Below are 23,921 nucleotides of genomic sequence, written 5' to 3' on the forward strand. Positions count from 1 at the left end.
GCTGCTTCTGACCAGCGGCACCCGCGGATACCCGCCGCGCATCACCGATTTGGGGGGCCAACACCGGGGTAGAAAAGGCAGCCCGCCTTGCTGACGGGCTGCCATCCCTCTTTAGAACGACCGGGTGAGCGTCAGAGCCCACATACGCGGCCCTCCCGGTGACACCGAGGTTGTACCTGACTGGGCCGACTGATCGAAACGAGTCAGCTCATAATATTTGTTGGTAAGGTTGGTCACCTCCAACGCAGCCTTCCAGTTGCGATCTGCTGGGCTCCAAACCAGTCGGGCATTCGAAAGGAAATAGCCGTCGAGCTTGTTGCTGGGCCCATTGACAGCCTCGCTGAATGCCTTGCTCTGGTAAGAGCCATCCAGCCGAACCGTCAGCTCCCCGAGATCCCCCTTATAGGCGTCATACTGGATACCGCCACTGGCCTTCCACTTTGGACTGAACGGCGTCACCATGCCAAGCGTGATGCCGGTCGTGGCCTGGTCGGTCTTGTCATACTTGAAATCAAGATAGCTGCCCGAGAAATCCAGCGACAACCGGTCGGTCGGATAGGCGAAAACCTCGATTTCAGCGCCCCTGACCGTGGCCTTGCCAACATTGTTCGGCTGGAAGCAAGGCGAAATGGGGCACGACAGCCGGTTAAGGATGATGTTGCGATAGTCGTTACTGAAAGCTGCCACGTTGACGCGCAGCGTTTTGTGGAACAGATCGGTCTTGGCACCGATCTCGTAGGACGTAATGGTTTCAGGCTGGAAGGTGCTGAGCTGGTTGACATCGGTCGGCACGCCCTTGACCGGGTTGATCTGCCCCTGAAAGACGGGAAGGATCGTGCCCGGCCCGAAGAAAGGCCGCGGATTGACGCCACCACCGCGATAGCCGGTCGAAATCTGACCATAGGCAAGCACGGCGGGAGAGAAACGGTAGTCAAGCGCCGTACGCCAATCGAGCCTGTCGCTCTTGAAGCCGTCCTTCAAACCATTCAGCCCGATAAGCGCACAGTTGGGGGCGTTGGCCGGATCGAAGGGGGCCGCGCCGGGAAGGCACGGGGTCACCGGGACTGTTCCATCAGGATTATGTCGGAAATATTCCTGATCCTTCTTGTCCCAGGACTGCCGAACCCCCAGGGACAGGCGCAGATCATCCGTCAAAGCATAATCGCCATTCACGAACGCTGCCTTTGAACGGCTGGGAGTCTTTTCGGGCCCCTGGAGGAAGTTCAAGCCGATGTAGCTGAGGTCAAGCCTGGCACGAAACTCGCCCTCCCCGTCAAAGTAGTAGCCGCCAGCCACGACATTGAGCTTACTGTCCAACATGCTGGCATTGATGCGCAATTCCTGGCTGAACTGCTGGTTCTTGACGATCTGCATCGCGAGCTGGTTCTGGATCGGCGAACCATCTGCATCCTCGGCAAAGGTTGCCTTGAGCTCACGGTAAGCCGTGATCGACTTTAGCTGAATGTTCTCAGCCAACGACCAGTTGACGGCGCCCGAGAAACCCACCTGGTCCATGTGCGAAATAATCGGAAGGCTTACCGGCGTATAGGGATCCTGAGACGACGGTGCCCGCGGGTCCAGGAACGTCGAATAGGTCCAGTAACGATGCCGACCGGCGCTGTCGCAAGAATTCGGACCATAGGGAACGAAACGACAGTCATAAGGTACGGCAGGCGTCGCCGGATTGCCGTCATCAATGGTCAGGCGCGGATTGTTGGCGTAGCGAAGGACGTCACCGCCGGCCTCTGATTTGTCCCGCGTCACATCACCGATCAGTTCGACTTCGAGTTCTTCTGAAGGCAGTGCCCGCAAATACAGCCGCCCGGCCGTCAAAGACTGACCACCAAGCGTGCCCAACTTACAATCGTCATTGAGATTAGGCGCCGACGGAACCCCGGACCGCGGATGGGTGCAGCCATAATCCATGCGCTCGATATAGCCATCCCGATTCTTGGAAATGCCGGACACACGGGCGAAGAGCTTATCGGGAATGATGCTGAAATCTGCGACACCACGTGCATCCAGCCGGTCGAACGAACCATAGGTGACGGAAACTGAACCAGACCCGTCGCCTTCCGGCTTTTTGGAATAGAGTTTGACTGAGCCGCCGATGGAGTTGCGCCCCGCCAATGTTCCCTGCGGACCGCGCAGAACTTCGACCCGGTCAATGTCAAGAAGGTCCACAAGCGACCCCGTCAGGGTCGAGTAATAGACATCATCAACATAGATGCCGACGCCGGGTTCAAGGGCAAGAATGAAGTCGCTCTGCCCCACCCCGCGGATAAAGGCCAGCATTGTTGAACCATAGCCCTGGCCCTGGGGTGCGAGGGTGACGTTCGGGGATTGACGAGCAACCTCGAAAACACTCGTCTGACTCCGTTCGGCCAGCATATCACCCGTGATCGCTGTAATGGCGATCGGGGTATCTTGCAGACGTTCCCGGCGCAAGGTCGCGGTGACAACAATCTCGGCGAGGGCGGCATTTTCATTCGCCGATGCGGCTTGCCGCTCCTGAGCCGGGGCGGGGTTGGTCGCTGTTTGCTGTGCATAGCCCGGTGTGGTTGCATAGAGGCTGCACAGCCCGGTTCCGATGATCGCCCAACTTATCGGACGGAGCCGACGCGTCGGTTTGACAATGGTAGAGTCCTTTCCCATTCATCTGACTCCCTGACGTTTTGTGATGACATTTTGTGATTGAGCAATGCGTCAGCTTGCTGAAAGCTGGCGCTTCCGGCTTGCTGAAGGCTGGCCTTTTAGCTGCGGCTCAATAGTTAGCAATGATAACTATTGCCCAAAAAGACGCAACAAATATGTTTGAGTGGACATGTTCGTTGATAATTGAGAACAATGACTGGTGATCTCGTGCTACGAACCAGCAGGCCCATGCCGACGACAATGTACGTCCAGATCCAGCGTTGCCGCACGCCGGCCAGTGTTCATGGTTCGTACCGCGGGTAATGGAAGAGCGAGGGCCTGTGGCAGATTGCGGGCGCGACCAGATGGAAGATCTGGTCGAGCAGCGAGTTCCGCCTTTAATAAATCCAGAGATATCCTGCGCGCTTGCGCAGAATTAGCGGCCTTGTCCCTTCTTGGTAAACCTGGCAGACGCTAACGAAGGGTGCGGTTGAACTCTGTGTTGTTATCGCCGTCGCCGACGATGCTTTCCAGCCGTTCGACCTCTTTGCGATAGGGACGCAGCCCGCGGACAGCGGAATAGACCGCGAGCGGGACCAGAAGTGCACCGGTGATGACGAGGGCCTTCCAGAGTTGGTGTTCGTCGCCAACGATGTAACGGGTGATCAGGGCAATGAGGAGGCTGCCGAGGGCACCGGAAAGGGTGAAGATAAAGACGTAGATGGCAGTGACCTGTCCGCGCATGTTGTTAGGGGTGATGCGCTGGATAGCGGCGTTTTGGGGGACGGCGACGGCCAGCCCGAACATGCTGCTGAGAGCAAGCAAAATCAGGGAAAGCTCGCCGGTCGGCATCAGGGGATAGGCAATGGCGCACAGGGCTGCGAAAGCAAACAGAATGCCCATGGCGCGAACATGGGCATCCTTATGGCGTTTGCCCAGCCATTCGGTGAGGGCTGTGCCGATAAACAGCCCGGCTACCGAGGAAACGAAGAGCAGCGGCGCCATCAGATTGCCGATTTCCGTCTCGGTCCAGCCATAGGTCCGGATCATGAACGGGGTACGCCAAGACTGCAAACTGAGCGATTCGATGGCACAGAAAACCACACCAACAAATAGCGGGATATAGGCCGCTTTGCGCAGTCGGACTTCATGGATGATCTCGCGCAGGGGCAGCGACTTACCCTGGTGGAGTACGCCGCGCCGGGCCGGCTCCACAATGAACAGCAGCCCGACGGCGACCACCAAGCCGGGCGCCCCGACAATCAGCAACGCCCATTGCCAGCTATAGAAGGTAAGGCCCAGCCATTGCGTCGTCCCCCAAGCCGAGGTGATATCGAGCAAATGGCCACCGGCAAAGACGCCGAGGGTGGTGCCTATGATATAGCCAAGCTGGAAGACGGCGATGGCACGGGGCAGCCGGTGCGGCGGAAAAAGGTCGGCAATCAGCGAGTAGCAGCCCGGCGCGTGGGTCGAACTTCCCGCACCGACCAGCATACGGGTACCAAATAGCTGCCCGAAACTCTGCGCTAGCCCCCCCAGGGCAGTGCTGGCACTGGTGAACAACAAGCCCAGCGCCAGCACCACCCGCCGGGGATAGCGATCGACCAGCCTGGCCATCGGGATGCCGATCAACATGTAGAAAAGAATGCTGGCAGGTCCGATGAGCCAGCCAAGCTGCTCATCGGTCAAGGTGAGATCGAGCTTAATCCGCTCGACCAGCATGCCAAAGACCGTCACGCCGAGGAAATTCAGCCCTGTGGCCAGCACAACCAGTGCCAGCGCCCACCAAGCCGCCCTGCGACGTGGCCAGGACTCCTCCCCCCTGACGATCTGTGGTTCGGCAACGCTTTCATGCAGGGCCATGGCAACACCTCTGGAAATGGAAGCGGCGGGAAAGGTTTGACTGCCGTACATTTCGGGCGACCAGACTGGTCTGGCGCGCGCCGTGCCGGATAGAGGTTGTGCCCCGACCACGCGATCCGCAGGGGGGGGCAGATCGCGGGTTCTTATCCGGTGCGGGTCAGAGCTTGGCGATCTCAGCTTTCGCCTGGCTGATGGAAGCCGCGCGTGCCTCCGGTCCGAAGCCAATTTTATCGGCCCGGATGATTTCGAGATCGGGAATACCGATCAGCCCGAAAAAGGCCCTGAGCAAACTTTCCTGATGTTCAGAAGGATCGCCGTCACCGTACATTCCGCCCTGTGATGAGGCGATAATGACGCGCCGTCCACCGGCCAGCCCCTTGGGCCCTGCCGCCGAATAGCTGAAGGCGACGCCAGGCAGGGCAAGCCGGTCGAGCCAGACTTTGAGCTGGGAGGGGATGGTGAAATTATACATCGGCGCGCCAATCACGACGATGTCAGAGGAAACGAATTGGTCGAACACAGCCCGTTCGACGGGATAGGCCACCTTCATGGCCTCATCCTGCGCCTCGGGAGGCAGGCGAAGGGCCGCGGTGGAGACGGGATCAAGATGCGGCAGGGGCCGCAAAACCAAGTCCAGCGTTGTTACCGCCGCATCGGGATGTTGGGCAAGGAAATGGTCGACGATGGCTTTTGTCAGCTCTCGGGTGACAGACTGTCCACCGGTGGTGGAGCTATCAATGTGCAGGATCTTCATGTAGCATCTCCGGTACCAAAGGGTAACCGGGTACATATGATGAGAGACATGCAGAACTCGCAAGAAGGCACTATTTTGTCCACTAGGAACATTCATGTTCCTAGTGCGCATGATATTAATTCCTGCAGTACGGTGACTGAAGTCTTGTCACGGATCGGTGACAAATGGTCGGTGCAAGTTGTGATAGGACTTCGGGACCGGCCACGCCATTTCAACGAACTCAGACGCATGATCGCCGGCATCTCCCAGCGCATGCTTACCCGTACCCTGCGTGGGCTGGAGCGTGATGGCCTGGTCAGGCGGACCGTGGTCCATGAAGGTCTGCTTCACGTCGATTACGCCCTCACAGATCTCGGCAGATCCCTGGAAGAGCCCGTGGCCGCTCTTGGCATGTGGGCGGTCCGAAACCGGCAATCCGTCATCGCGGCACGCGAAAAGTTCGACGCTGCATCACCACAGGATTGACCAACCGGATACGGAACAGAGCTGGTGAACCACTCTGAGTTTGCCGGAGGCTCCAACTCTTGAGCATGATCCGGCCGGTCATGGTCAGATCCCGCAGCAGGTAGGGGCAGATCTTATGCTCGGGATGGGGAGCGCTGGTCTTCGGCCGTTGGTAGATGGCTGCCAACCCCATCCGGCCCATCAGCCGGCGCACCCGCTTGCGATTGACGACATGACCCTGACGCCGCAGATGGTGGGTCATCTGCCGGCTGCCATACCAGGGTGTCTCCAGGAACTGGGCATCAATCAGCCGTATCAGCGCTAGGTTCTCAGCGCTCTTGCCCCGTACCGGCCCGTAATAATGTGACCGGCTGATCGACAACAGCGCGCATTGCCGCACAACCGACAAGCCGGGATGCGGCCAATCCACCATCTCCTGCCTCCGACCGGCGCTCATCGCCAACTCGCCACAGATCGCCTCCAGCGCCACCTTCGGCTTGAAATCCGCTGAATATCGCTTCCTCTGTCCCGCCATGTCGCTCGTCCTTCAAAAAGGCCGAACCAAGCTCATCAAACTGTCCGGTCACGGGGGACCAGCTCTGATCCCGCAGGATCCCGATGATCTGTTCCTCGCTGAAACGGCTCTTCTCCATCAAATAGGCCTACTCGGTCAGGAGGACTCTCCTTTATCACGATTACGGAAGGTAACCAGCGCCTCCACGAGAAAGCGTATCTGGGCTTCGCTGTTGTAGATATGGGGCGAGATGCGCAGCGCGTTGAGCTTGGCGAACGCCGAGGAGTTCACCTTGATCTGGAACTGTTCCCACAGGCGCCGGGCGATATCGTCGGCCGATCGATCCTCGCCGACATGGAAGGAGGTGATCGCGGCGGCACGACCGGGCGCCCGCGGTGTCAGCACCCGCCCCCAGCCAACCTGATCCAGGCTGTCGCGCAGCAGGCGGGAGAGCGTGTCCAGCCGCTCGTGGAACACCGTTTCGCCGATCGTTTCGTAGAATTCAATCGCTTCGAGAAAGCCCATTTCCGATGCGAGGTTCTTGGGCCGGTGATTGTCCAGCTTGCGGGCAGTGTCCTGCCATGCCACCGGCGTGCCGGGCACATGGGCGGGCCCTGCAATCGGCCAGACACGGTCGAGGATACGCTTGCTGAAATAGGCGAACCCGGCACCCGAACCGCCCAAAATCCATTTGTGGCTGGGGGCGGCAAGGTGGTCGATGCCGGTATCGGCAATGTCGATCGGCAGGGCACCGAAGGCCTGTGCGGCATCCACCGACACGATCAGCCCGTGACGATGCCCCAGTTCGGCCAGCGCCTTCACCGGCATCCGGAAACCGGCCCGGTAGTTCACCCAATTGAGGAACAGGATGCGCGTCCGGGGCGTGATTGCGGCCGCATATTTGGCAATGATGTCCGCGTCGGATCCCGGCTCGGCGCTCAGATCGACGAAGACCAGCTTCACGCCATGGCGCCGGGTGAGATTAAGGAAGGACTGGAACGCGGTGAAGTGATCATAGCGGTCCAGGATAATCTCATCGCCTTCCTGCCAATCCATGCCCTGGGTCAGCAGGTTGATACCCTCGGTCGTGCTGCGGGTGAGCGCGATCTCGTCGGCGTCGGCGTTGATCAGTGTGGCCACACGGGCCCGCACCTGTTCCAGCAGGTCGGTGCGGTTGCTGTCCTGCGGATGGCTGGCAAGATGGCGCTGCCAGCGCTTCTGGGCTTCCAGGACCATGCGCTATACTAGGTGCCACGCAGGGTCGCCTGGAGCTGACGGTACGATGCGTCGATCGTCAGTGATGCCTTGTGTCGTGGCAGCCGATCTTCCAGCGCCTGCTGCCGCAACGGCGAGATCACACCAGGCTTGGACTTGGTAATCTCTGTTTGATTATAATTGTACAATGCGGTTGCGTTGATGGTGGTATCGGCATCAATCGGCAATTGGTACGAAAAGACCGCATCCACACCCTGGGTGCGGGTGGTGAAACCATTGACATAGAAGTTGAACGTATCCAGCCCCTGTGCCAGCGTGACGCCCGATGCCAGCAGATTGGCCCGTTCGGCGGCGCTCAGCGTGTAGTTTCCCGACAGGCCGAGCCGGTCCTTCACGCGGATATTGTAGTAATCAAATGTCAGGTTTGCCTGCGACGACAGCGCATAGGTCAGCCCGCCGCTGAGATTGAGCGAGCGTTCCGGTTCCAGCGGGGTTCCACCGCGCAGGACGGCCACCGGATTGATCGACGGAATGGTGCCCCGGGTCAGGATCGTCGTGCCGCTGGGCGAGGGTTGCTGGCTGGTATTGGTCAGGTTGGCCTGTCCAGGCGTCGGTGCGCGAAAACCGGTGCTGAGCGTTCCGCGCAGCGCCAGCTGGTTCGTCAGCCGGTAACGCCCCGCGATCTTGCCGGTTGCGGCGGAGCCCGCATCGGCATAATCCTCGAACCGGCCCGCCGCATCGATTTCCAGTGCGTCGCTGATCTGCGCATCAACATCAACATAGGCAGCGACACTGTGGCGGCCAAACTTTCCGGCCTGGGTCGGGTCGGTACCGAAAAAGCCATTCGAACCGCCCGGATAGCCGAAGGCCGCGCCCGGCCCCAATGCATAGGCCGCCGTTTCGCCGGTTCCGACGCGATATTGTTCGTGCCGGTACTCCCCGCCAAAGGCCACGGTCAGCGGTTCCGCCAGCCCAACCTCTGGACGCCAGGTCAGATCAAGGTTCGTGCCATATTCGGATTGCGTCCTGCTCCCCGCGTAGAAACGCGTCGGAGATGCGGGCCCGAGCGAGGCGTTGACCGTGTTGTCTATGTTGTAACGGATCTCGTTACGGCCATATCGGACGCTCAGATCCCATGCCAGATCGTCAGCAAGCTCACCCTTCAGACCCGTGACGACATCGGTATCCTTGCTGCTGGCCCGGAAATTCGGGGTGAACCCACCCGGATAGACGGAGCGCAAGGTCCAGTTGCCCCAGACCGGCAGCGGGTTGAAGAAACCGGTCGTTTCCGGGTTGCGCCAGACGAAATCGCTTTCGCCCTTGCTGCTGCTGTGGCTTGCGAAGGAATAGAGGTTGAGATTGTCGGCCAGGTCGAACGAGGCGTTGACGAAGCTGCGGTAATTCTCCTGTTCGGGCTGGCCGATCCGTTGTACCGGGTCACGCAGAGCGCCGTTGTAGAAGGCCGCATTCCCGTACTGGCCACCATTGGTGGCCAGCGCCCGGGCGGCGGGGTTCTGGTCGTTCCGGGCGGTGCGATCGCTGTTGGTATATTCGAAACTGAGATTGATCTGGCCACGGTCCGTCAGGGGAAGCCCAGCGTTCACCCCGGCCTGATAGTTCGTGCCATCGCCCGCATAATATTGACCGACCTGGGTATAGGCGCGGATGCCGGGCCGATCTTCGAGAATGAAGTTAATGACGCCCGCAATAGCATCCGATCCATATTGCGCGGAGGCACCGTCACGCAGAACCTCCACCTGCTTCAGCGCGACCGACGGGATCTGGGCCACATCCACCGCCTGGGCCCCCAGTTGCGTGACATCGATGAAGGCGGAGCGGTGGCGGCGCTTGCCATTGACCAGAACCAGTGTCTGGTCGGGCGAGAGATTACGCAGCGTTGCGGCACGGAAGAAGATATTGCCGTCTGCAACGGTATTGCGCTGGACCTGATAGGAAGGAACAAGCCGCGCCAGCTTGTCATTGAGGTCCGATGACGGCACCGTTTCCAGATATTTCGACCCGATCAGATCGATCGGAGAAAGCGAATCGGATGCCTTTTGGTCAGACCGGCGCGTGCCCGTGACGATGATTTCGTCCAGCTGCAGGGCCTGCGCCTCATCCCTCGCCTCGACGGCATGGGCCGCGCTCCAGCCTACGGACGGCCAAGCTGCCGACAGGGCAAGCAGGATGCCATATCGGCGGCGAAACGGTTTTGCGTGAAAAGCCATGGTTCCCTCGGGGGTATTCAAGGTCGCTTGTGTGTTCTCAGTCCCCGAAGGGCCTTTGCATTATGACTATAATGCAAAGGCCCTTATTATGTCTACCACCCAAGTGGGAATAATAGACTGTCTGGACGGATATCGCATGTCTGGGCGCGTGGGGTGCCGGATCAGCGGCAGGGTGGTTCGGCACGAAATCCCCGGTTATCCGCAGATTATGCGGGGCTTCTTGCCTACACCTCTGTCCAGGAAAGGACTTAGCATTATGATCATAATGCCTATAACTGCAGTATGTCTATTGATTGAGTGGGGATAAAAGATTCCGGGGCCGATAGTGCGGCTTTCATGCCTCAGGGTCGGGCCGGGGCGTCCGCGTTGGAAGGAGGCGTCGTTCGCGCACTTGGCGTTGCCGGGCGGTTGGGTTTAAGTGCCTGTCAGCATTGTGCAACGGCTCGCCTGGGTGCGAGCGCAAACCAGGAAACGAGTATGCGATACAGCCCGGAACATAATGAAGAGATCCGCAAACGCATCCTGCAGATCGCGTCCTTTCGGTTTCGCAAGGACGGCATCAATTCGGTGGGGGTTGCGCCCCTGATGCAGGAGGCCGGTCTGACGCACGGAACATTCTATACCCATTTCAAGTCCAAGGACGATCTGGTCGCGGCGACAGTGGCGGAACTTAACCGAGAGCGGGTCGAGACGATCGGCACGACGTTGGCACAGCCCAACGGGCTGGAGACATTTCTTCGATCTTTTTTAAGCGAAAGCCACCGCGATACATTTTCAGCGGGTTGCCTTAATGCAAGCATCGTCGGGGAGATCGCGCGGGAAAGCGATAAGGTGCGTTCGGCCTATACCCAAGGCACCGCCGACTTGATCGAAGCGCTCGCCGCCCGTCTGGAACGGTTCGCTCCGGATCAGCGGCGGTCAGCCGCGATTGCCCTGCTGTCCATGATATGCGGCAGCATCCAGTCAGCCCGCGCGGTCAGCGATCCCGCCTTCTCCAAAGAGATATTGGACGGCAGCTTCAAGATGGCCATGCTGTTCGCTTTGGGCCGCGATGCGACCCGATAGGGTGCCGGGGCGCTATCTTGATCGACCCTGGCGACGGGGCTGCCCGTGCCACACCGCGCCGCTGCGCATCGCCAGCGCGCAGATGATGCCATAGGCCACGACGCCGGTGGCCGTCGCCACTCCAAGCGCAGCAAAGCCCAAGCCAAGCGTCACGATGGCAATCCAGCCCAACCCCACCGCACACAGCAGCCGGGCGGTCACCGCCACCGTCGGCCAGAAGGAGTGGCCGGCGCCCTGTGCGGCAAAACTGAGGATGAAGCCCAGCGCCATCGCCGGATAGAAGGGGCCGGTGATATGCAGATAGGCGCTGCCTTCGGCCAGAACGGCCGGGTCTGCCGAAAAGAGGCCCAGCCACAGCTGGGGCCAGATGGCGAACAGGATACCGGGCAGCCCGGTCACCACCATGCCGGCCGCCGCACCAGTCCAGGCGATCCGGCCGGCGCGGGCAATATTGCCCGCTCCCGCATTCATCCCCACCATGGTTAGCACCGCAGATGCCAGCCCGAACAGTACCGGTACCATCATTGAATCGAGGCGGGAGGCGATCCCATAGGCGGCCAGCGCATCGTCGCCAAACCGCGCGGCAAGACCGGTCAGGACGACTGACATCAGGCTCGCCTGCAATGCGTTGAGCGAACTGGGCACCCCGACCCGCAAGATATCCGCGAAAATTGCGCGGTCCGGCCGAAAGTCGATGCTACCGGCCGCTGCCTGTGTCTTGCGCCAGAAAACCAGCAGGGCGAGGGTCGCCCCCGCCTGATAGAGGATGATTGCCAGGCCCGCACCACCGATCCCCATGGCCGGAATGGGGCCGAACCCGAAGATCAATGCAGGGGAGACGGGGATCAGGAAGGCAGCACCGATCAGCGCAATGCGGGCCGGCAGCATGGCATTGCCCATACCGCGAAAGGCTGCCCCAAGCAGATTGCTGATCCAAAGGAAGGTCACGCCGGCAAAGACAATGTTCGAATAAGTCAGTGCTGCATCGTGCACCGCCCCTTCGCCGCCAAGCGATGCGTAGAGCCAAGACGCCGCCGCGATCATGATGATTGTGAAAGCCAGCCCCACCGCCAGTGCCGTCAGCACGGCATGGGCGAAGATGCGTTGCACCTGTTCTGTACGGCCCGCCCCGATGGCGCGGGCGACGGCCGAGGCGATACCGCTGCCAAGGCCGCCTGCCGACATTGTCGTCATGAGCATGTAAAAGGGAAAGACGAGTGACGCGCCGGCCAGCGCGCTGGTTCCCAGGCGGCCAATATAGAAAATCTCCGCCACACCGACGCCAATCTGGGCAAGGATCACGGTCATGGTCGGCAATGCCAGACCGATCAGCGACCGAAGTACGGAGCCATCAAGAAGGGAACGTTCCGGGCGCGGGCGCGGCGACGGATCCGCTCCATCGACGCTGACCCCGCCTTCTGTGCGCGATATGTGCAAACGGCCCATTGGTTCCGCTTCCCCTCACAGGATGATGGCTATGACTTATCGCATTATGACTATAATGCAAAGGGGCGAGAGGGTGCTGTGTAAAGGCCTTCGCCAGGAAACGGACGGAGACCGGTTGTTCTTCGCACGAGATGACTTCACTGCCGTCAGCGGTTGGATCAGAAGGCGCCAGATATCCGGCCGTGGAAAACACGACCAGCCATACCCTCACGTCATTGGTGATGGGGAGAGAGGCCCGTCACCAAAATTCCGTCAGAGCCACTTTTCCATGCGGGATACAAAATGACGCGCCAATCCGGTGTGCCACGCTTGTACCGCGCAGGAAGTCCCGATGCGCGGCCGGCAGCGTGGCACACCTGTGGCACGCTCAATGCGTCCCTTCTACTGGCTTGATACGGAACCATGCGGCATAGAGTGCTGGTAGGAACAGCAGGATCAAGGCGGTGCCGACCGCCGTACCGCCAATCAGCGTATAGGCCATGGAACCCCAGAACACCGAGTGTGTGAGCGGGATGAAGGCCAGAACGGCGGCCAGTGCCGTCAGGATGACAGGCCGGGTACGCTGTACCGTTGCCTCAATGACCGCATGGTAATCGTCAAGCCCGGCGGCCCGGTTCTCCTTGATCTGTTCCGTCAGGATCAGGGTGTTGCGCATCAGGATGCCAGCCAGCCCGATCAGGCCCAGAATGGCGTTGAAGCCGAAGGGCTGGTGGAACAGCAGCAGGGCCGGCACCACCCCGACCAAGCCCAGCGGGGCGGTCAGCATCACCATGGTCATGGTCGAGAAGGATCGCACCTGAAGCATGATGACAATCAAGGTCGCGGCGATCATGGCCGGGAAGATTTTGGCCAATGCCAGATTGGCCTTGGCCGACTCCTCGATCGAACCACCCATGTCGATCCGATAGCCGGCGGGAAGCGAAGCGATCAGCGGCTGCAGGGCGGCGAGAACCTGTTTGGACACTTCGGGCGGCTGGGTTGCCTCGTTGATATCGGCGCGGATGGTGATGACAGGGATGCGGTCACGCCGTTTCAGCACCGGCTCTTCAAGGCTGATCTCCGCCCGGCCGATCTGGTCCAGCGGGATTGCCCGCCCGTCCCGGCTGATCAGGGAAAAATCAGCCAGCCGCGTCGGGTCCAGCCGCTCACCACCGGCCGTGCGGGCCACCACGGCAACGTTGCGGATATCTTCACGCACCTGGGTGACAGGAATACCGCTGAGGAGAAGCTGAAGCTGCTGGGCCGCCTCTGCCGGGGACAGGCCGATCAGGTTCAGCCGATCCTGGTCGGGCACAAAACGCAGCACCGGGGTGCGGTTGCCCCAATCGCGGTTGGCTTGCCGGACATCCGGCACCGTACGCATGAGCGCCAGGGCCTTTTCGGAGATGGCGTAGAGTTGCGCCGGGTCCGGCCCCATAACCCGGAATTCCACCGGGAAAGGCGTATATGGACCGAAGACAAGCTGGGTCACGCGGACATGGGCCTCCGGCGCCAGTCCCTGCGTCACAGCATCCCGCAGCCGGTGTTTCAGCGCCTCGCGCGCCTCGGCCCCGCCCGTCAGAACAACGATCTTGGCGAAGGCCGGGTCCGGCAGTTCCGGCGACATGGCGAAGAAGAAGCGCGGCGCCCCCTGCCCGACATAGCTGGTGACGATCCGGGTTTCCGGCTGCTTGTCCAGCCATTGTTCGATCTTGGCGACCGCCGCCACTGTGGTCTCAATGCTGGTGCCTTGCGGCAGACGCACCTCCACCAGCACTTCCGGCCGATCAGAGGTGGGGAAGAATTGCTGCTTCAACGCCCCCATGCCGACACCAGACAGGGTAAAGGCAAGGGCGACGATGGCACAGGTCATCACCCTGTGCCGCACGGCAAAGGTGATGAGCCGGCGCAGGCGTTGATATCCCGGCGTGCTATAGATGGCGTGATGGCCACCCGCAACCGGCTTGATCGCCGGCAGCATCTTGACGCCGAGATAGGGTGTGAAGATCACCGCGACGACCCAGGAGACAATCAGGGCGAAGCCGACCACCCAGAAGATGTTGCCGGCATATTCACCCGCACTGGAACTGGCGAACCCCACCGGCAGGAAGCCGGCAATGGTGACCAGGGTGCCGGAAAGCATCGGGGCGGCGGTGTGGCTCCAGGCATAGGCCGCCGCCTTGAGGCGGTCCATCCCCTCTTCCATCTTCACCACCATCACCTCGATGGCGATGATGGCATCATCGACCAGCAGACCGAGGGCCAGGATCAGCGCCCCCAGCGTGATACGGTCGAAGAAGCGGCCGGTTTCCAGCATGATCAGAAAGACCACCGCCAGGGTCAGGGGAACGGCGGCGGCCACGACGATGCCGACCCGCCAGCCCAGGCTGATCAGGCTGACCAGCAGCACAACCCCCAGGGCCATGGCGAATTTCATCATGAATTCGTCAACGGCCGAGGTGATATTGACGGCTTGGTCACTGACCTTGTCGAAACTCATGCCCAGCGGCATCGCCTGCGCGATGGCGGCAGTCTTCTCTTCCAGCGCCTTGCCAAGGGCTAGGCCATCCCATCCTTCCTGCATGACGGCGCCAAGCAGAAGGGTCGGTTCGCCCTGACGGCGGATGAGATAGGTGGAAGGATCCTCATACCCACGCCGGATCTCCGCGATGTCAGAGAGCTTCAGCGTCCGCCCGGCGGCGGCAATGGGCGTATCGGCAATGGCCTGCACGCTGTCATAGGCGCCATCCACCCGGATAAAGACCCGCGGGCCCTGCGTATCCACCGAACCGGCCGGTGTGACGACATTCTGCCGCTGCAAGGTGGCAAGGATGTCCCGGGCCGACAAACCCAGCGTGGCGAGCCTGGCGTGGGAGAATTCGACGAATATCTGCTCCGGCTGTTCCCCCAGAATGTTGATCTTCTTCACGCCGGGCACATGCAGCAGATCCTCGCGGATCTGTTCGGCCCGGCGCACCAGCTCCCGCATCGGCATCCCCTTGGCCTTCAGCGCATAGAGGGCGAAGCTGACATCCGAATATTCATCATTGACGAAGGGGCCATAGACGCCGGGCGGCAGGTTGCGGGCCTCATCCCCCAGCTTCTTGCGCGCCTGATAGAATTCCTCTTTCACGGTGGCGGGCGGGGTGCTGTCCTTCAGCGTCACCGTCATATAGGCGAAGCCCGGCCGCGCTGTCGTTTCCACCCGGTCATACCAGGTCAGTTCCTGAAGCCGCTTTTCCAGCGGTTCAGCCACCAGATTCTGCATCTCGCGCGCCGTCGCGCCGGGCCATGCCGTGGTGACGGTCAGCGTCTTGATGGTGAAGCTGGGGTCTTCTGCCCGCCCCAGCTTGAAGAAGGCAAAGGCACCCGCCGCCACCAGCAGCAAGATGAAGAACAAGGTCACCGCCCGTTCACGGACGGCGATTGCGGAAAGATTAAGGCTCATCTTTTGTCCCCGCCTTCGGCACCGGTCCTGACCCGGCCCCCCTCCTGCAACAGATGGGCGCCCAGCGAAACAACCGGCTCCCCTGGATTCAGGCCCGAGACCAGGGCGGTTTCACTGGTCAAGCGAATGAGCTTGACCGGTTGGAACCGGACGGTGGAGTTGCTGCGGTCCAGTGTCCAGACGCCGGTTTTGCCACCATCATCCAACAGGGCGCCCAGCGGCACCTGCACATCCGGCTGGCTGTCCTGGCCTGTCAGCCGTACGGTCACCGTCGCGCCCAGCGGGGCGGCAGCGGCCGCCCCCTCCAGCACATAGCGTGCTTCAAAGGTCCGGGTCACGGGATCGGCCATCTCTGAAAGCTGGCGCAATTTTGCCACCCCCTGCCCGGTGCTGCCATAAAGGCTGGCCTGGGCAACCGATCCGACGGCCGGTCGCACGGTTTCGGGCAGATGGATGACGGCTTCCCGCGGGCCGGCCTGGGCCAGCCGCATGACAGGCTGCCCGGCGGCCACGACCTGGCCGGGTTCGGCCAGCGTTTCCATGATCACCCCGTCGGCATCCGCCAGCAGGGTGGAATATTGGCCTTCGTTTTCCGCCACCTTCAACTGGGCTTCTGCGGCCGCGAACAGCGCGCGGGCACTGTCGGCCGCAGCCTTCGCCTGATCATAGGCCGATCGGGAAACGGCGCCCGATGCGACCAGGACCTGATAGCGCGTTTCATCCGCCACGGCCTGCACCATGCGCGCCTTGGCGGCGGCGACCGTACCGCGTTGGGCGGAAACCGCATGTTCATAATCGGTACGGTCAAGCCGCATCAACGGCTGGCCCGCGTGAACGCGCTGCCCGGTGTCGACCAGCCGCGCCGTGACCTTGCCGGCCACACGGAAGGTCAGGTTGCTCTGCACCCGTGCGGCGACAATGCCGGTGTAACCGCGCTGGATGCCGGCGGCGGGCTCTGCCACCGCGATGCGGACCAGCGGGGCCTGTTGACGGGGATCCTCCCCGGATGAGGCAGGCGCGCCACAGCCCGTCAGGCTGATGACGGCGCCGGCGACACCAAGCGTCAGAAATATTTTACTCATTCGGGGCATCTGCGACCTCCGCACGCTGCGACATCTGTGAAGACCAGCCACCCCCGAGCGCTCGGAACGCGGAAACGGCAGCGCGCGCCAGATCAGCCCGCGCACTGGCCAGGGCATCCTGCGCCGCCAGCTTCTGACGGTTGGCATCAAGGGCGTCGGTCAGGGAGACCACACCCTGCTTGTAGGCTGTTTGGGAGAGGCTACGGGCACGCTCCAGGGCGTTCACCTCGCGCTCCATCTCCTGTACGTAAACATCCAGCAGGGCGAGGGCCGTGAAGGCATTCTCGACATCCTCTGCGGCACGTAGAACCGACTGACGGTACCGGGCCAATGCTTCGGCTTCCGCCCCCTTGGCGGCGGCGACCTGCGCATCAACCTTGCCAAAATCGAACAGCCGCCAGCGCAGCCCGAGAACGCCCTGTGGCTGGAATGTGCTGGCGCGCAACAGATTGCCGGAAGCCGCGCTTTCAAAACCCAACAGGCCCGACAGCGAGAATTTCGGATAGTAATCGGAAATGGCCACGCCGATCCGTGCATTGGACGCCGCCAGCAGACGTTCTGCCGCAATGATATCCGGGCGACGGCGCAACAGATCGGCGGGATCGGCCCCGACAAGGGCGGGCGGTGCGGGAATGGTCTTCAGCGCGCCCAGTTCCGCAGCATAGGTACCCGGCTGGACGCCCATCAGCACATCCAGACGGTTCAACTGCGCCTGCACGTCAATTTGCAGCGGCTGCAGCGCGGCCCGGGCGCCGGCCAGCAAGGCTTCAGCCTGGGCCACCTCCCGGTCAGAGCCCAGACCTTGCGCAAACCGCTGCTGCACCAGGGCCAGCAGCTCAACATTGGTGGCAATCTGATCGGTGACCGCGTTGATACGCGCCTGATCACCCCGGATGCGGAGATAGGTATCCGCCGCATCCGCAGCGATGGATATCCGTGTTCCCGCATGGGCCGCTTCGGCGGCCTCCGCCAGCGCGGTTTCGGCCTCGGCTGCCCGGCGGAGACCACCGAAAAGGTCAAGCTCCCAGCTGGCCCCGGCACCAACATCGTAAAGGGATTGATTGCGGTCATAGCCGGGAAGATTGCGGGCGATGGCGCCGGCAGGGCTTTCAAGCGACTGGCGTTGCCGGCTGGCCTGGGCAGACAGATCGACACTCGGCAATAGCCGGGCACCGGCCCCACGGGCGGCCGCCCGTGCCTGCTGAACCCGGGCCAGGGCGGCGGTCAGATCAAGATTCTGATCAAGCGCCCGTCGGACAATACGGGTCAGGTCTGGATCGTTGAAATCTTCCCACCAGTTTTCAAGCCGGGGGGCCGCAACCATGTTGGGCCCGGATGCCTGGGAAGCCGGGCCGTGGAAGCCGGTGAGCGCAGCCGAGGGGGGGCGGTAATCCGGGCCTACGGCGCATCCACCCAGAAGCAGAACTGCTGCCAAAGCCGAGGTGGATACCCGCCCGCCAGATCGCCCCGGATGAACTGCGCCGGGAGACGCGGAGAGCATGTGTGTTCTACTCCGTCATAAGAGGGGTTAGGATGGTTCGTTGAAGCAGCGGCCAGGGCCGCGCCGAAGGGCGCGACATTAAATCCCGATGCCGGGCCACAGATTAGATTGCGTTCGAACTCTATATAGACTACATAGATTACGTTCGCAATCCAAAAAGGAGAGGGCTGATGCGTGTAAGCCGCACCCAGGCGACCGAGAACCGGGAGCACGTCATCACCGTGGCAAGCCGCCTGTTTCGGGAGCACGGCTTTGACGGGATCGGTCTGAAGGATTTGATGGAAGGGGCCGGGCTGACGCAGGGCGCCTTCTATAAGCAGTTTTCATCAAAGGAGGATTTGGCCGCCCAGGCGTCCCGGCGCGCGTTCGAAAATGTTTTCCAGCGCTGGACAAAGGCTGCCGAACAAAACCCCGCTGATCCGCTGGCCGCGATGCTGACCCTATATCTCAGCCCAGAGCATCGGGATGAATGGCAGCTTGGGTGCCCGATTGTCGCCCTGGGTGCGGACGCGGCCCGACAGGGCGATGGCGTCAAGGCATCCTTTGAAGACGGCATCCGGTCACAGCTTGATCTGCTTGAAGCGTGGCTGGGCGACCCTCAGGACGATAAAACGCGCAAGCAGGCCATGACCACGCTGGCAACCATGGTTGGCGCCGTCCTCCTTGCCCGGTCCGTCAATGACGACGACCTGTCAAGGCAGTTTCTGGGGGCCGCCGCCGATGCGGTGCGGGCAGAATCAAACGGCACCAACAGCCAGGATTCCTGACCATTGGTGCCGTCGCCATGGGGCCAGGTCCACGGGATGCGGGGGCCCGACGCGGGAGGGGCGCATGAAATCCGCCTTGATCGATTATGATCAAGGCGGATTACGATTAAAGCAATGCCACCACCTCTTCGGCGGCCCGTTCGCCAGACCGGATGGCGCCTTCCATGAAGCCACACCAAGCCCAGGAGGTTTCGGTGCCGGCCCAATGGATATGCCCCACCGGCTCCCGCAGGGCGGGCCCCAGGCTGGTCCAGGCGCCGGGCACCATGAAACCGGCATAGCCGCCACGGGAGAATTCCTCCTCCAGCCAGGATTGTTCCTCGTAATGGCGCGGACGGGCGGCATCAGGTCCGAAACGATGGGCCAGCGTATCCAGAACGGCTTGCCGCCGCTCCGCCACGCTGCGCCCCGTCCATTCCTTGGCGTCATCCCCTTCGATGAAACCAACAATGACGCCCACGGCAGCAGAGGCCGGGGAATTGTCATAGGTCAGGCTGATCGGCCCCTGATCGCTGACCGACACACCCGACAGCCCCTGCTGCCGCCAGAAGGGGCGATCATAGACACATTGTATCTTGATGCAGGCCCCCATCGGCATCCGCTGGGTCAGGTGATCGCGCCGCCCCGGCAGGGCGGGGCTATAGGTCAGACGCCCGGCCAAAGCAGGGGGCAGCGTGACAATCACCCGGCGCGCACGCACGGTACCATCACCATGATCCAGCGTGACGCCCTGTTCATCCTGGGTGATGGCCCGGACGACATGGTTGAAGCGTATCGCCGGCCGCAGAAGATCGGCCAGCCGTTCCGCCAGATGCTGTGCCCCCTTGGTAAAGCGCCATTCCTGCGCCCCACCGCCGATGCGGATCAGCCCATCCAGGCTGCCCCCGGCGCGGATATAGAACAGCACATGCAGCAAGGAGAGTTCGCGCGCATCGGCCGCAAAGATGGAATGGCCCAGAAAGCGCAGCCAGAACCGCGCCGGCGCGCCGCTGACGGTGCGGTCAATCCAGGCCGCATAGCTCTGGCTATCCAGCGCTTCGGCGTCCGGTGCCAACCAGGGAGCCTGGGGATCAATGGTGGCGGCCAGCCTGTCCAGCGTGGCGAAGGCGGCATGGATTTCCGCTTCCTCCGCCGCGTCATAGGGGGGCACCATATCGGCGAAACGGATGATTTTTCCCTGGTTGCAGAACAGATTGTCGCCCGCTTCATGGGTGGAAAAGGTTTCCACGCCCAGTTCGGCGGTCAGGGCCAACACCCGGTCCTGGCCCGGCCCGATCCACTGGCCGCCCACATCAACGGGGAGCCCATCGGGGGTGCGGCGGGTATGGATGCGTCCGCCCACACGGTCACGGGCTTCCAGAACAACCACGGAATATCCGGCATCCTGTATCCGGCGGGCAGCGCTGAGGCCGGCGAAACCGGCCCCGATAATGGCGACATCAACATTTTGAGAGGCAGAGGCAGGCATCTCAATCTCCTGAAACATCTGGGGGCACCCGCCATCGGGGGGGCCGATCACGGAATGGGGAACCGGGCGGCGGGCAGGCCGTCACTGGGCGGAATTGCCGCCATCCACCGGCACCAGCGCGCCCGTCATGAAGGTGGCGGCATCAGAGGCCAGGAACGCCACGACGCGTGCCACTTCCTCCGGCCGACCCACGCGGCCCAGCGGAACGCCCTGCCCGATCGTGGACAGCATCTCGCCACGTTCAAGACCGGGAATGGCCCCGTCCAGCATGGGCGTATCCGTATCGCCGGGGCAGACGGCATTGACGCGAATGCCGTCGCGGGCATGGTCCAGGGCCATGCAGCGGGTCAACTGCGCCAGGGCCGCCTTCGACACGGCATAGCCCACAGCCCCGCGCGCGCCCATCAGTGCCCAGTCAGAGGCGATATTGACGATGGCCCCCGATTGCCGGGCCAGCATCGGGGCCAGCACAGCGCGCGACAGACGGAAGGCTGTGGACAGGTTGACATCCAATACCCGGTCCCACTGCTCATCCGTGGTGTTCTGCGCGGTTCCCGTCACCATCATGCCGGCATTGTTGACCAGCAGGTCGATGCGCCCGAACGCGTCCAGAGCAGCCTGGACGATCCGATCGGGCGCCGACCGATCGGAAAGATCGGCCGCCAGGAAATGCGCCTGCACCCCCTGGGTGGCCACCGCGTCCCTGACCGCTGCACCGCGGACGGCATCCCGTCCCACCAGCAGCAGACTTACCCCTTGTGCCGCCAGTTCCAGGGCGATGGCCCGCCCGATCCCCGATGTGGCACCGGTAACGATGCCCGTCTTGCCAAAGATCGACATGTTCCCAGATTCCCCTGTACCCGTTATGGATATGTTTGATGATTACTGCGATCTTAGATTTGCGATCGCAAAAATCAAGGGGCAATTCGTACGCGGCCCATGGTCAGGGCGTTCCTTCGCTGACCATGAGCCGCCGGCCTCAGAAAAATTCCGCGTGCTCGTTCAGGAAATGCGCACCATCGGCAATGTCCGCCCGCATGGCCGCCGCCGCCGCCGGCCCGTCGCGGCGTTCCAAGGCGTCAATGACGGCCGGATGATGATCCAGGGTCAGAATCCCGGAAAGATCACCCCCGAACTTTCCGGCGAACTGACGCAGAAACGGCCCGACCTGCAGCCACAGGGTTTCAATCAGAAACAACAGCGATTCCGACCCGCACATGCGGTACACGGTGAATTTGAACTCGTAATTGCACAGCAGATAACGGGCGATATCCTGATCGCGGGCCGCCTGAGTCAGGCCGGCACCGGCCAGTTTCAAGGCACGTATCTGGGCGCGGGTCAGGTGCTGTGCTGCCATTTCCGTGGCCGCCCCCTCACAGACCTGTCGGGTCTTCATCAGATCCAGGAATCGCTCGCGCGTCATCGGCGGCAGGGTCAGGGTGCCATTTGTGGGCAGGGGCGTCAGCACCTTCAAAGCCTGAAGCCGCAGCAGGGCCGCCCGGACGGGCATGTCGCTGGTGCCCAGTTCCGCCGCCAGTTTACGTGATGTGAGCTTTCGGCCCGGCTCAATCTGGCCAGACATCAAGGCATGGGTCAGCCGCTTATAGACCAGTTCATGAAGCGGTACGGTTTCGATCGCTTCCAGACCAATCGGCGATATCAGGCTCACGTCACTCCCCCTGCAATTCACAGCGGCCCATGGTAACGGCTCCATCACGCCAAACAAGGCTGTGTTTCAGCAATATGCCATCCCTGCTCCATTTTCAGCCACGACAAAAATGCGATCGCAGATCACGATTCATCTTGCATCCGCCCTGCCCGTCCCTCAAATAGAAAAAGTCAGGCGCCGCTGGGGCGGCACCGGTTCCCCTGAATGGAGCCCGATGAATGCCAGAACGGGATGTTGCCCTGTTGGGCTGTGGTTTGATCGGACAAAGCTGGGCCGCCCTGTTACTGGCACACGGCATCAATGTCAGCGCCTGGGACCCCGACGGCGATGCCCTGGCGGCGCTGCCCCGCCATGTCTTGCCCATGCTGGATCAGTTGCGTGCCCTGGGTGTGGCCGCAGCCGAACCGGGGCAGATCCGTCTGGCCGCCACGGTGGAAGCCGCTGTGGCCGATGCAGACTGGGTGCAGGAAAATGCGCCGGAGAACGTGGCGCTGAAACAGCGCCTTTATGCACAGGTGCAAGCGGCCGCCCCCGCAGATGCCGTGATTGCCAGCAGCACATCGTCACTGACCTGGTCAGCGCTGGCCACCGGCATGGCCCGGCCCGGCCGGCTGGTGACGGCCCATCCGTTCAACCCGCCACACCTGATGCCCCTGGTGGAAATCTACGGGACGGAAGCGGCGGTGGTTGACCGGGCCGTGCGCTTCTATCAGGCGCTGGGGCGGGAAACGGTGGTGTTGAAGAAGGAGGCGACCGGCCATATCGCCAATCGGCTCGCCTCTGCCCTTTGGCGCGAAGCCGTGCATATCGTGGCGGCGGGCATCGCCGATGTGGCCGATGTCGACCGTGCGCTGGTGCATGGGCCGGGGCTGCGCTGGTCGGTGATCGGCGCGCATCTGGCCTATCATCTGGGCGGAGGCGCGGGCGGCATCGGCCATTACCTGCAGCATCTCGGCCCCAGTCAGGAACGCCGCTGGGCCAGCCTGGGTCAGCCCCGGCTGACGCCGGAAATCTGCCAGCAGCTTGTCGAGGGGATCGCGCAGGAAGCGGCCGGGCGTTCCATCGCCACGCTGGAGCAACAACGCGACCAGGGTCTAATCGCAGCCTTGACCGCCCGGCAACAGCTCTCAGCGGGGGATGACCATGCCGTTTGAACAGCCAGCCCCCCGGATCGCCCTGATCCACGCCCTGGCGGAATCCGTCACCCCTGCCCAGGCCGCTTTCCGCGACCATTGGCCGGCAGCATATCCTTTCGATCTTCTGGATAGCTCACTGGCGGTCGATCTGGCCGAAAGCGGCCGTCTGGACGACCCCATGATGGTGCGCTTCCAGACCCTGGCCGATTATGCCGCCGGGACCGTGGGAAAGGCGGGGTCCACCGCCGGCATCCTGTTCACCTGTTCGGCCTTCGGACCGGCGATTGATCAGGTCAAGCAGCGCCTGACCATTCCCGTCCTGCGCCCCAATGAATCAGCCTTCGATGCCGCCTTGGACAAGGGGGGCCGGATCGGGCTTGTGGTCAGCTTCGGGCCATCAGCCCCGGCTTTACACCGCGAATTGCTTTCCATGGCCGCCGATCGGGGACAGACGGTGCAGGCCGATATCGCCGTTGCCGAAGGGGCGCTGGCGGCGCTGAAGGCCGGTGATACGGCCGCACATGACAGGATCGTCCTGCACGCCGCCAAAAGCCTGAGGGCAGCCGACATCATCATTCTGGGCCAGTTCTCCCTGGCGCGGGCGCAATCGCTGCTGCAATCCCGCCTGAATGTCCCGGTGCTCAGCACCCCCGTCGCTGCCGTGGAAGCGCTGCGCCGCCGCTGCCTTCCTTTCGAAAAAGTCTGACC

17 protein-coding genes and 1 pseudogene are annotated in these 23,921 nt (G+C 62.2%); 5 read left to right on the forward strand and 13 right to left on the reverse strand.

The features are described 5' to 3' along the window. Positions 1–111: 111 nt before the first annotated feature. The 3 genes from PCJ49_RS21615 to PCJ49_RS21625 all read right to left on the reverse strand — a co-directional run bounded on the left by PCJ49_RS21615 (position 112) and on the right by PCJ49_RS21625 (position 5,251). Positions 112–2,655 carry a TonB-dependent receptor gene (locus tag PCJ49_RS21615; protein WP_269912782.1) on the reverse strand — a complete coding sequence of 848 codons (2,544 nt, stop codon included), beginning with the start codon at positions 2,653–2,655 and terminating at the stop codon, positions 112–114. A 453-nt stretch (positions 2,656–3,108) separates the two neighbouring features. Further along, positions 3,109–4,497 (reverse strand): MFS transporter, encoded by a 1,389-nt coding sequence (locus tag PCJ49_RS21620; RefSeq protein ID WP_269912783.1) that lies wholly within the window; start codon positions 4,495–4,497, stop codon positions 3,109–3,111. A 157-nt stretch (positions 4,498–4,654) separates the two neighbouring features. Beyond that, positions 4,655–5,251 (reverse strand): NAD(P)H-dependent oxidoreductase, encoded by a 597-nt coding sequence (locus tag PCJ49_RS21625; protein WP_269912784.1) that lies wholly within the window; start codon positions 5,249–5,251, stop codon positions 4,655–4,657. Between the two features lie 48 nt (positions 5,252–5,299). On the opposite strand from PCJ49_RS21625, the gene PCJ49_RS21630 reads away from it, so the two are divergent. Next, a complete protein-coding gene (locus tag PCJ49_RS21630; protein ID WP_269912785.1) occupies positions 5,300–5,716 on the forward strand; it encodes a helix-turn-helix domain-containing protein in 417 nt (138 codons plus the stop codon). Between the two features lie 79 nt (positions 5,717–5,795). Here PCJ49_RS21630 and PCJ49_RS21635 read toward each other — a convergent pair. The 3 genes and pseudogenes from PCJ49_RS21635 to PCJ49_RS21645 all read right to left on the reverse strand — a co-directional run. Further along, positions 5,796–6,230: pseudogene (locus tag PCJ49_RS21635) on the reverse strand (IS3 family transposase); the annotation flags it as partial. Between the two features lie 135 nt (positions 6,231–6,365). Continuing rightward, a complete protein-coding gene (locus PCJ49_RS21640) occupies positions 6,366–7,445 on the reverse strand; it encodes an aminotransferase class V-fold PLP-dependent enzyme (protein ID WP_269912786.1) in 1,080 nt (359 codons plus the stop codon). An 8-nt stretch (positions 7,446–7,453) separates the two neighbouring features. Beyond that, positions 7,454–9,652: a TonB-dependent receptor gene (locus PCJ49_RS21645; RefSeq protein WP_269912787.1), complete on the reverse strand. Its 2,199-nt coding sequence runs from the start codon at positions 9,650–9,652 to the stop codon at positions 7,454–7,456. A 477-nt stretch (positions 9,653–10,129) separates the two neighbouring features. Here PCJ49_RS21645 and PCJ49_RS21650 point away from each other — a divergent pair, with 477 nt between their 5' ends. Next, positions 10,130–10,717 carry a TetR/AcrR family transcriptional regulator gene (locus PCJ49_RS21650; protein ID WP_269912788.1) on the forward strand — a complete coding sequence of 196 codons (588 nt, stop codon included), beginning with the start codon at positions 10,130–10,132 and terminating at the stop codon, positions 10,715–10,717. Between the two features lie 12 nt (positions 10,718–10,729). Here the strand turns inward: PCJ49_RS21650 and PCJ49_RS21655 are convergent, their stop codons facing one another. The 4 genes from PCJ49_RS21655 to PCJ49_RS21670 form a co-directional block, all read right to left on the reverse strand. After that, entirely contained in the window at positions 10,730–12,025 is a 1,296-nt protein-coding gene (locus tag PCJ49_RS21655) for an MATE family efflux transporter (protein ID WP_269912789.1), read from the reverse strand. A 505-nt stretch (positions 12,026–12,530) separates the two neighbouring features. Next, positions 12,531–15,590, reverse strand: a complete 3,060-nt coding sequence (locus tag PCJ49_RS21660) for an efflux RND transporter permease subunit (RefSeq protein WP_269912790.1) — start codon at positions 15,588–15,590, stop codon at positions 12,531–12,533. Further along, positions 15,587–16,672, reverse strand: a complete 1,086-nt coding sequence (locus PCJ49_RS21665; protein WP_269912791.1) for an efflux RND transporter periplasmic adaptor subunit — start codon at positions 16,670–16,672, stop codon at positions 15,587–15,589. The genes PCJ49_RS21660 and PCJ49_RS21665 overlap by 4 nt, the downstream gene beginning before the upstream one ends. Next, complete coding sequence (locus PCJ49_RS21670; RefSeq protein ID WP_269912792.1) at positions 16,665–18,173, reverse strand: efflux transporter outer membrane subunit; 1,509 nt, start codon at positions 18,171–18,173, stop codon at positions 16,665–16,667. The genes PCJ49_RS21665 and PCJ49_RS21670 overlap by 8 nt, the downstream gene beginning before the upstream one ends. 170 nt (positions 18,174–18,343) lie before the next feature. On the opposite strand from PCJ49_RS21670, the gene PCJ49_RS21675 reads away from it, so the two are divergent. After that, a complete protein-coding gene (locus tag PCJ49_RS21675) occupies positions 18,344–18,940 on the forward strand; it encodes a TetR/AcrR family transcriptional regulator (protein WP_269912793.1) in 597 nt (198 codons plus the stop codon). 106 nt (positions 18,941–19,046) lie between these two features. On the opposite strand, the gene PCJ49_RS21680 is transcribed toward PCJ49_RS21675, so the two are convergent. The 3 genes from PCJ49_RS21680 to PCJ49_RS21690 form a co-directional block, all read right to left on the reverse strand. Continuing rightward, positions 19,047–20,408: a flavin monoamine oxidase family protein gene (locus PCJ49_RS21680; RefSeq protein WP_269912794.1), complete on the reverse strand. Its 1,362-nt coding sequence runs from the start codon at positions 20,406–20,408 to the stop codon at positions 19,047–19,049. Positions 20,409–20,489: 81 nt separating this feature from the next. Continuing rightward, positions 20,490–21,248: an SDR family NAD(P)-dependent oxidoreductase gene (locus PCJ49_RS21685; protein WP_269912795.1), complete on the reverse strand. Its 759-nt coding sequence runs from the start codon at positions 21,246–21,248 to the stop codon at positions 20,490–20,492. Between the two features lie 139 nt (positions 21,249–21,387). Then, positions 21,388–22,077 (reverse strand): GntR family transcriptional regulator, encoded by a 690-nt coding sequence (locus tag PCJ49_RS21690; RefSeq protein WP_269912796.1) that lies wholly within the window; start codon positions 22,075–22,077, stop codon positions 21,388–21,390. 218 nt (positions 22,078–22,295) lie between these two features. On the opposite strand from PCJ49_RS21690, the gene PCJ49_RS21695 reads away from it, so the two are divergent. Together PCJ49_RS21695 and PCJ49_RS21700 are read left to right on the forward strand one after the other, a co-directional pair. After that, positions 22,296–23,231 carry a 3-hydroxyacyl-CoA dehydrogenase NAD-binding domain-containing protein gene (locus tag PCJ49_RS21695; RefSeq protein ID WP_269912797.1) on the forward strand — a complete coding sequence of 312 codons (936 nt, stop codon included), beginning with the start codon at positions 22,296–22,298 and terminating at the stop codon, positions 23,229–23,231. Next, the gene (locus tag PCJ49_RS21700; RefSeq protein ID WP_269912798.1) at positions 23,221–23,919 is read left to right on the forward strand and encodes an aspartate/glutamate racemase family protein; all 699 of its coding nucleotides are present in this window, start codon (positions 23,221–23,223) and stop codon (positions 23,917–23,919) included. The genes PCJ49_RS21695 and PCJ49_RS21700 overlap by 11 nt, the downstream gene beginning before the upstream one ends. The last annotated feature ends 2 nt before the right edge of the window (positions 23,920–23,921 follow it).

It is taken from the genome of Niveispirillum sp. BGYR6 (genome assembly GCF_027568365.1).
Lineage (GTDB): Bacteria > Pseudomonadota > Alphaproteobacteria > Azospirillales > Azospirillaceae > Niveispirillum.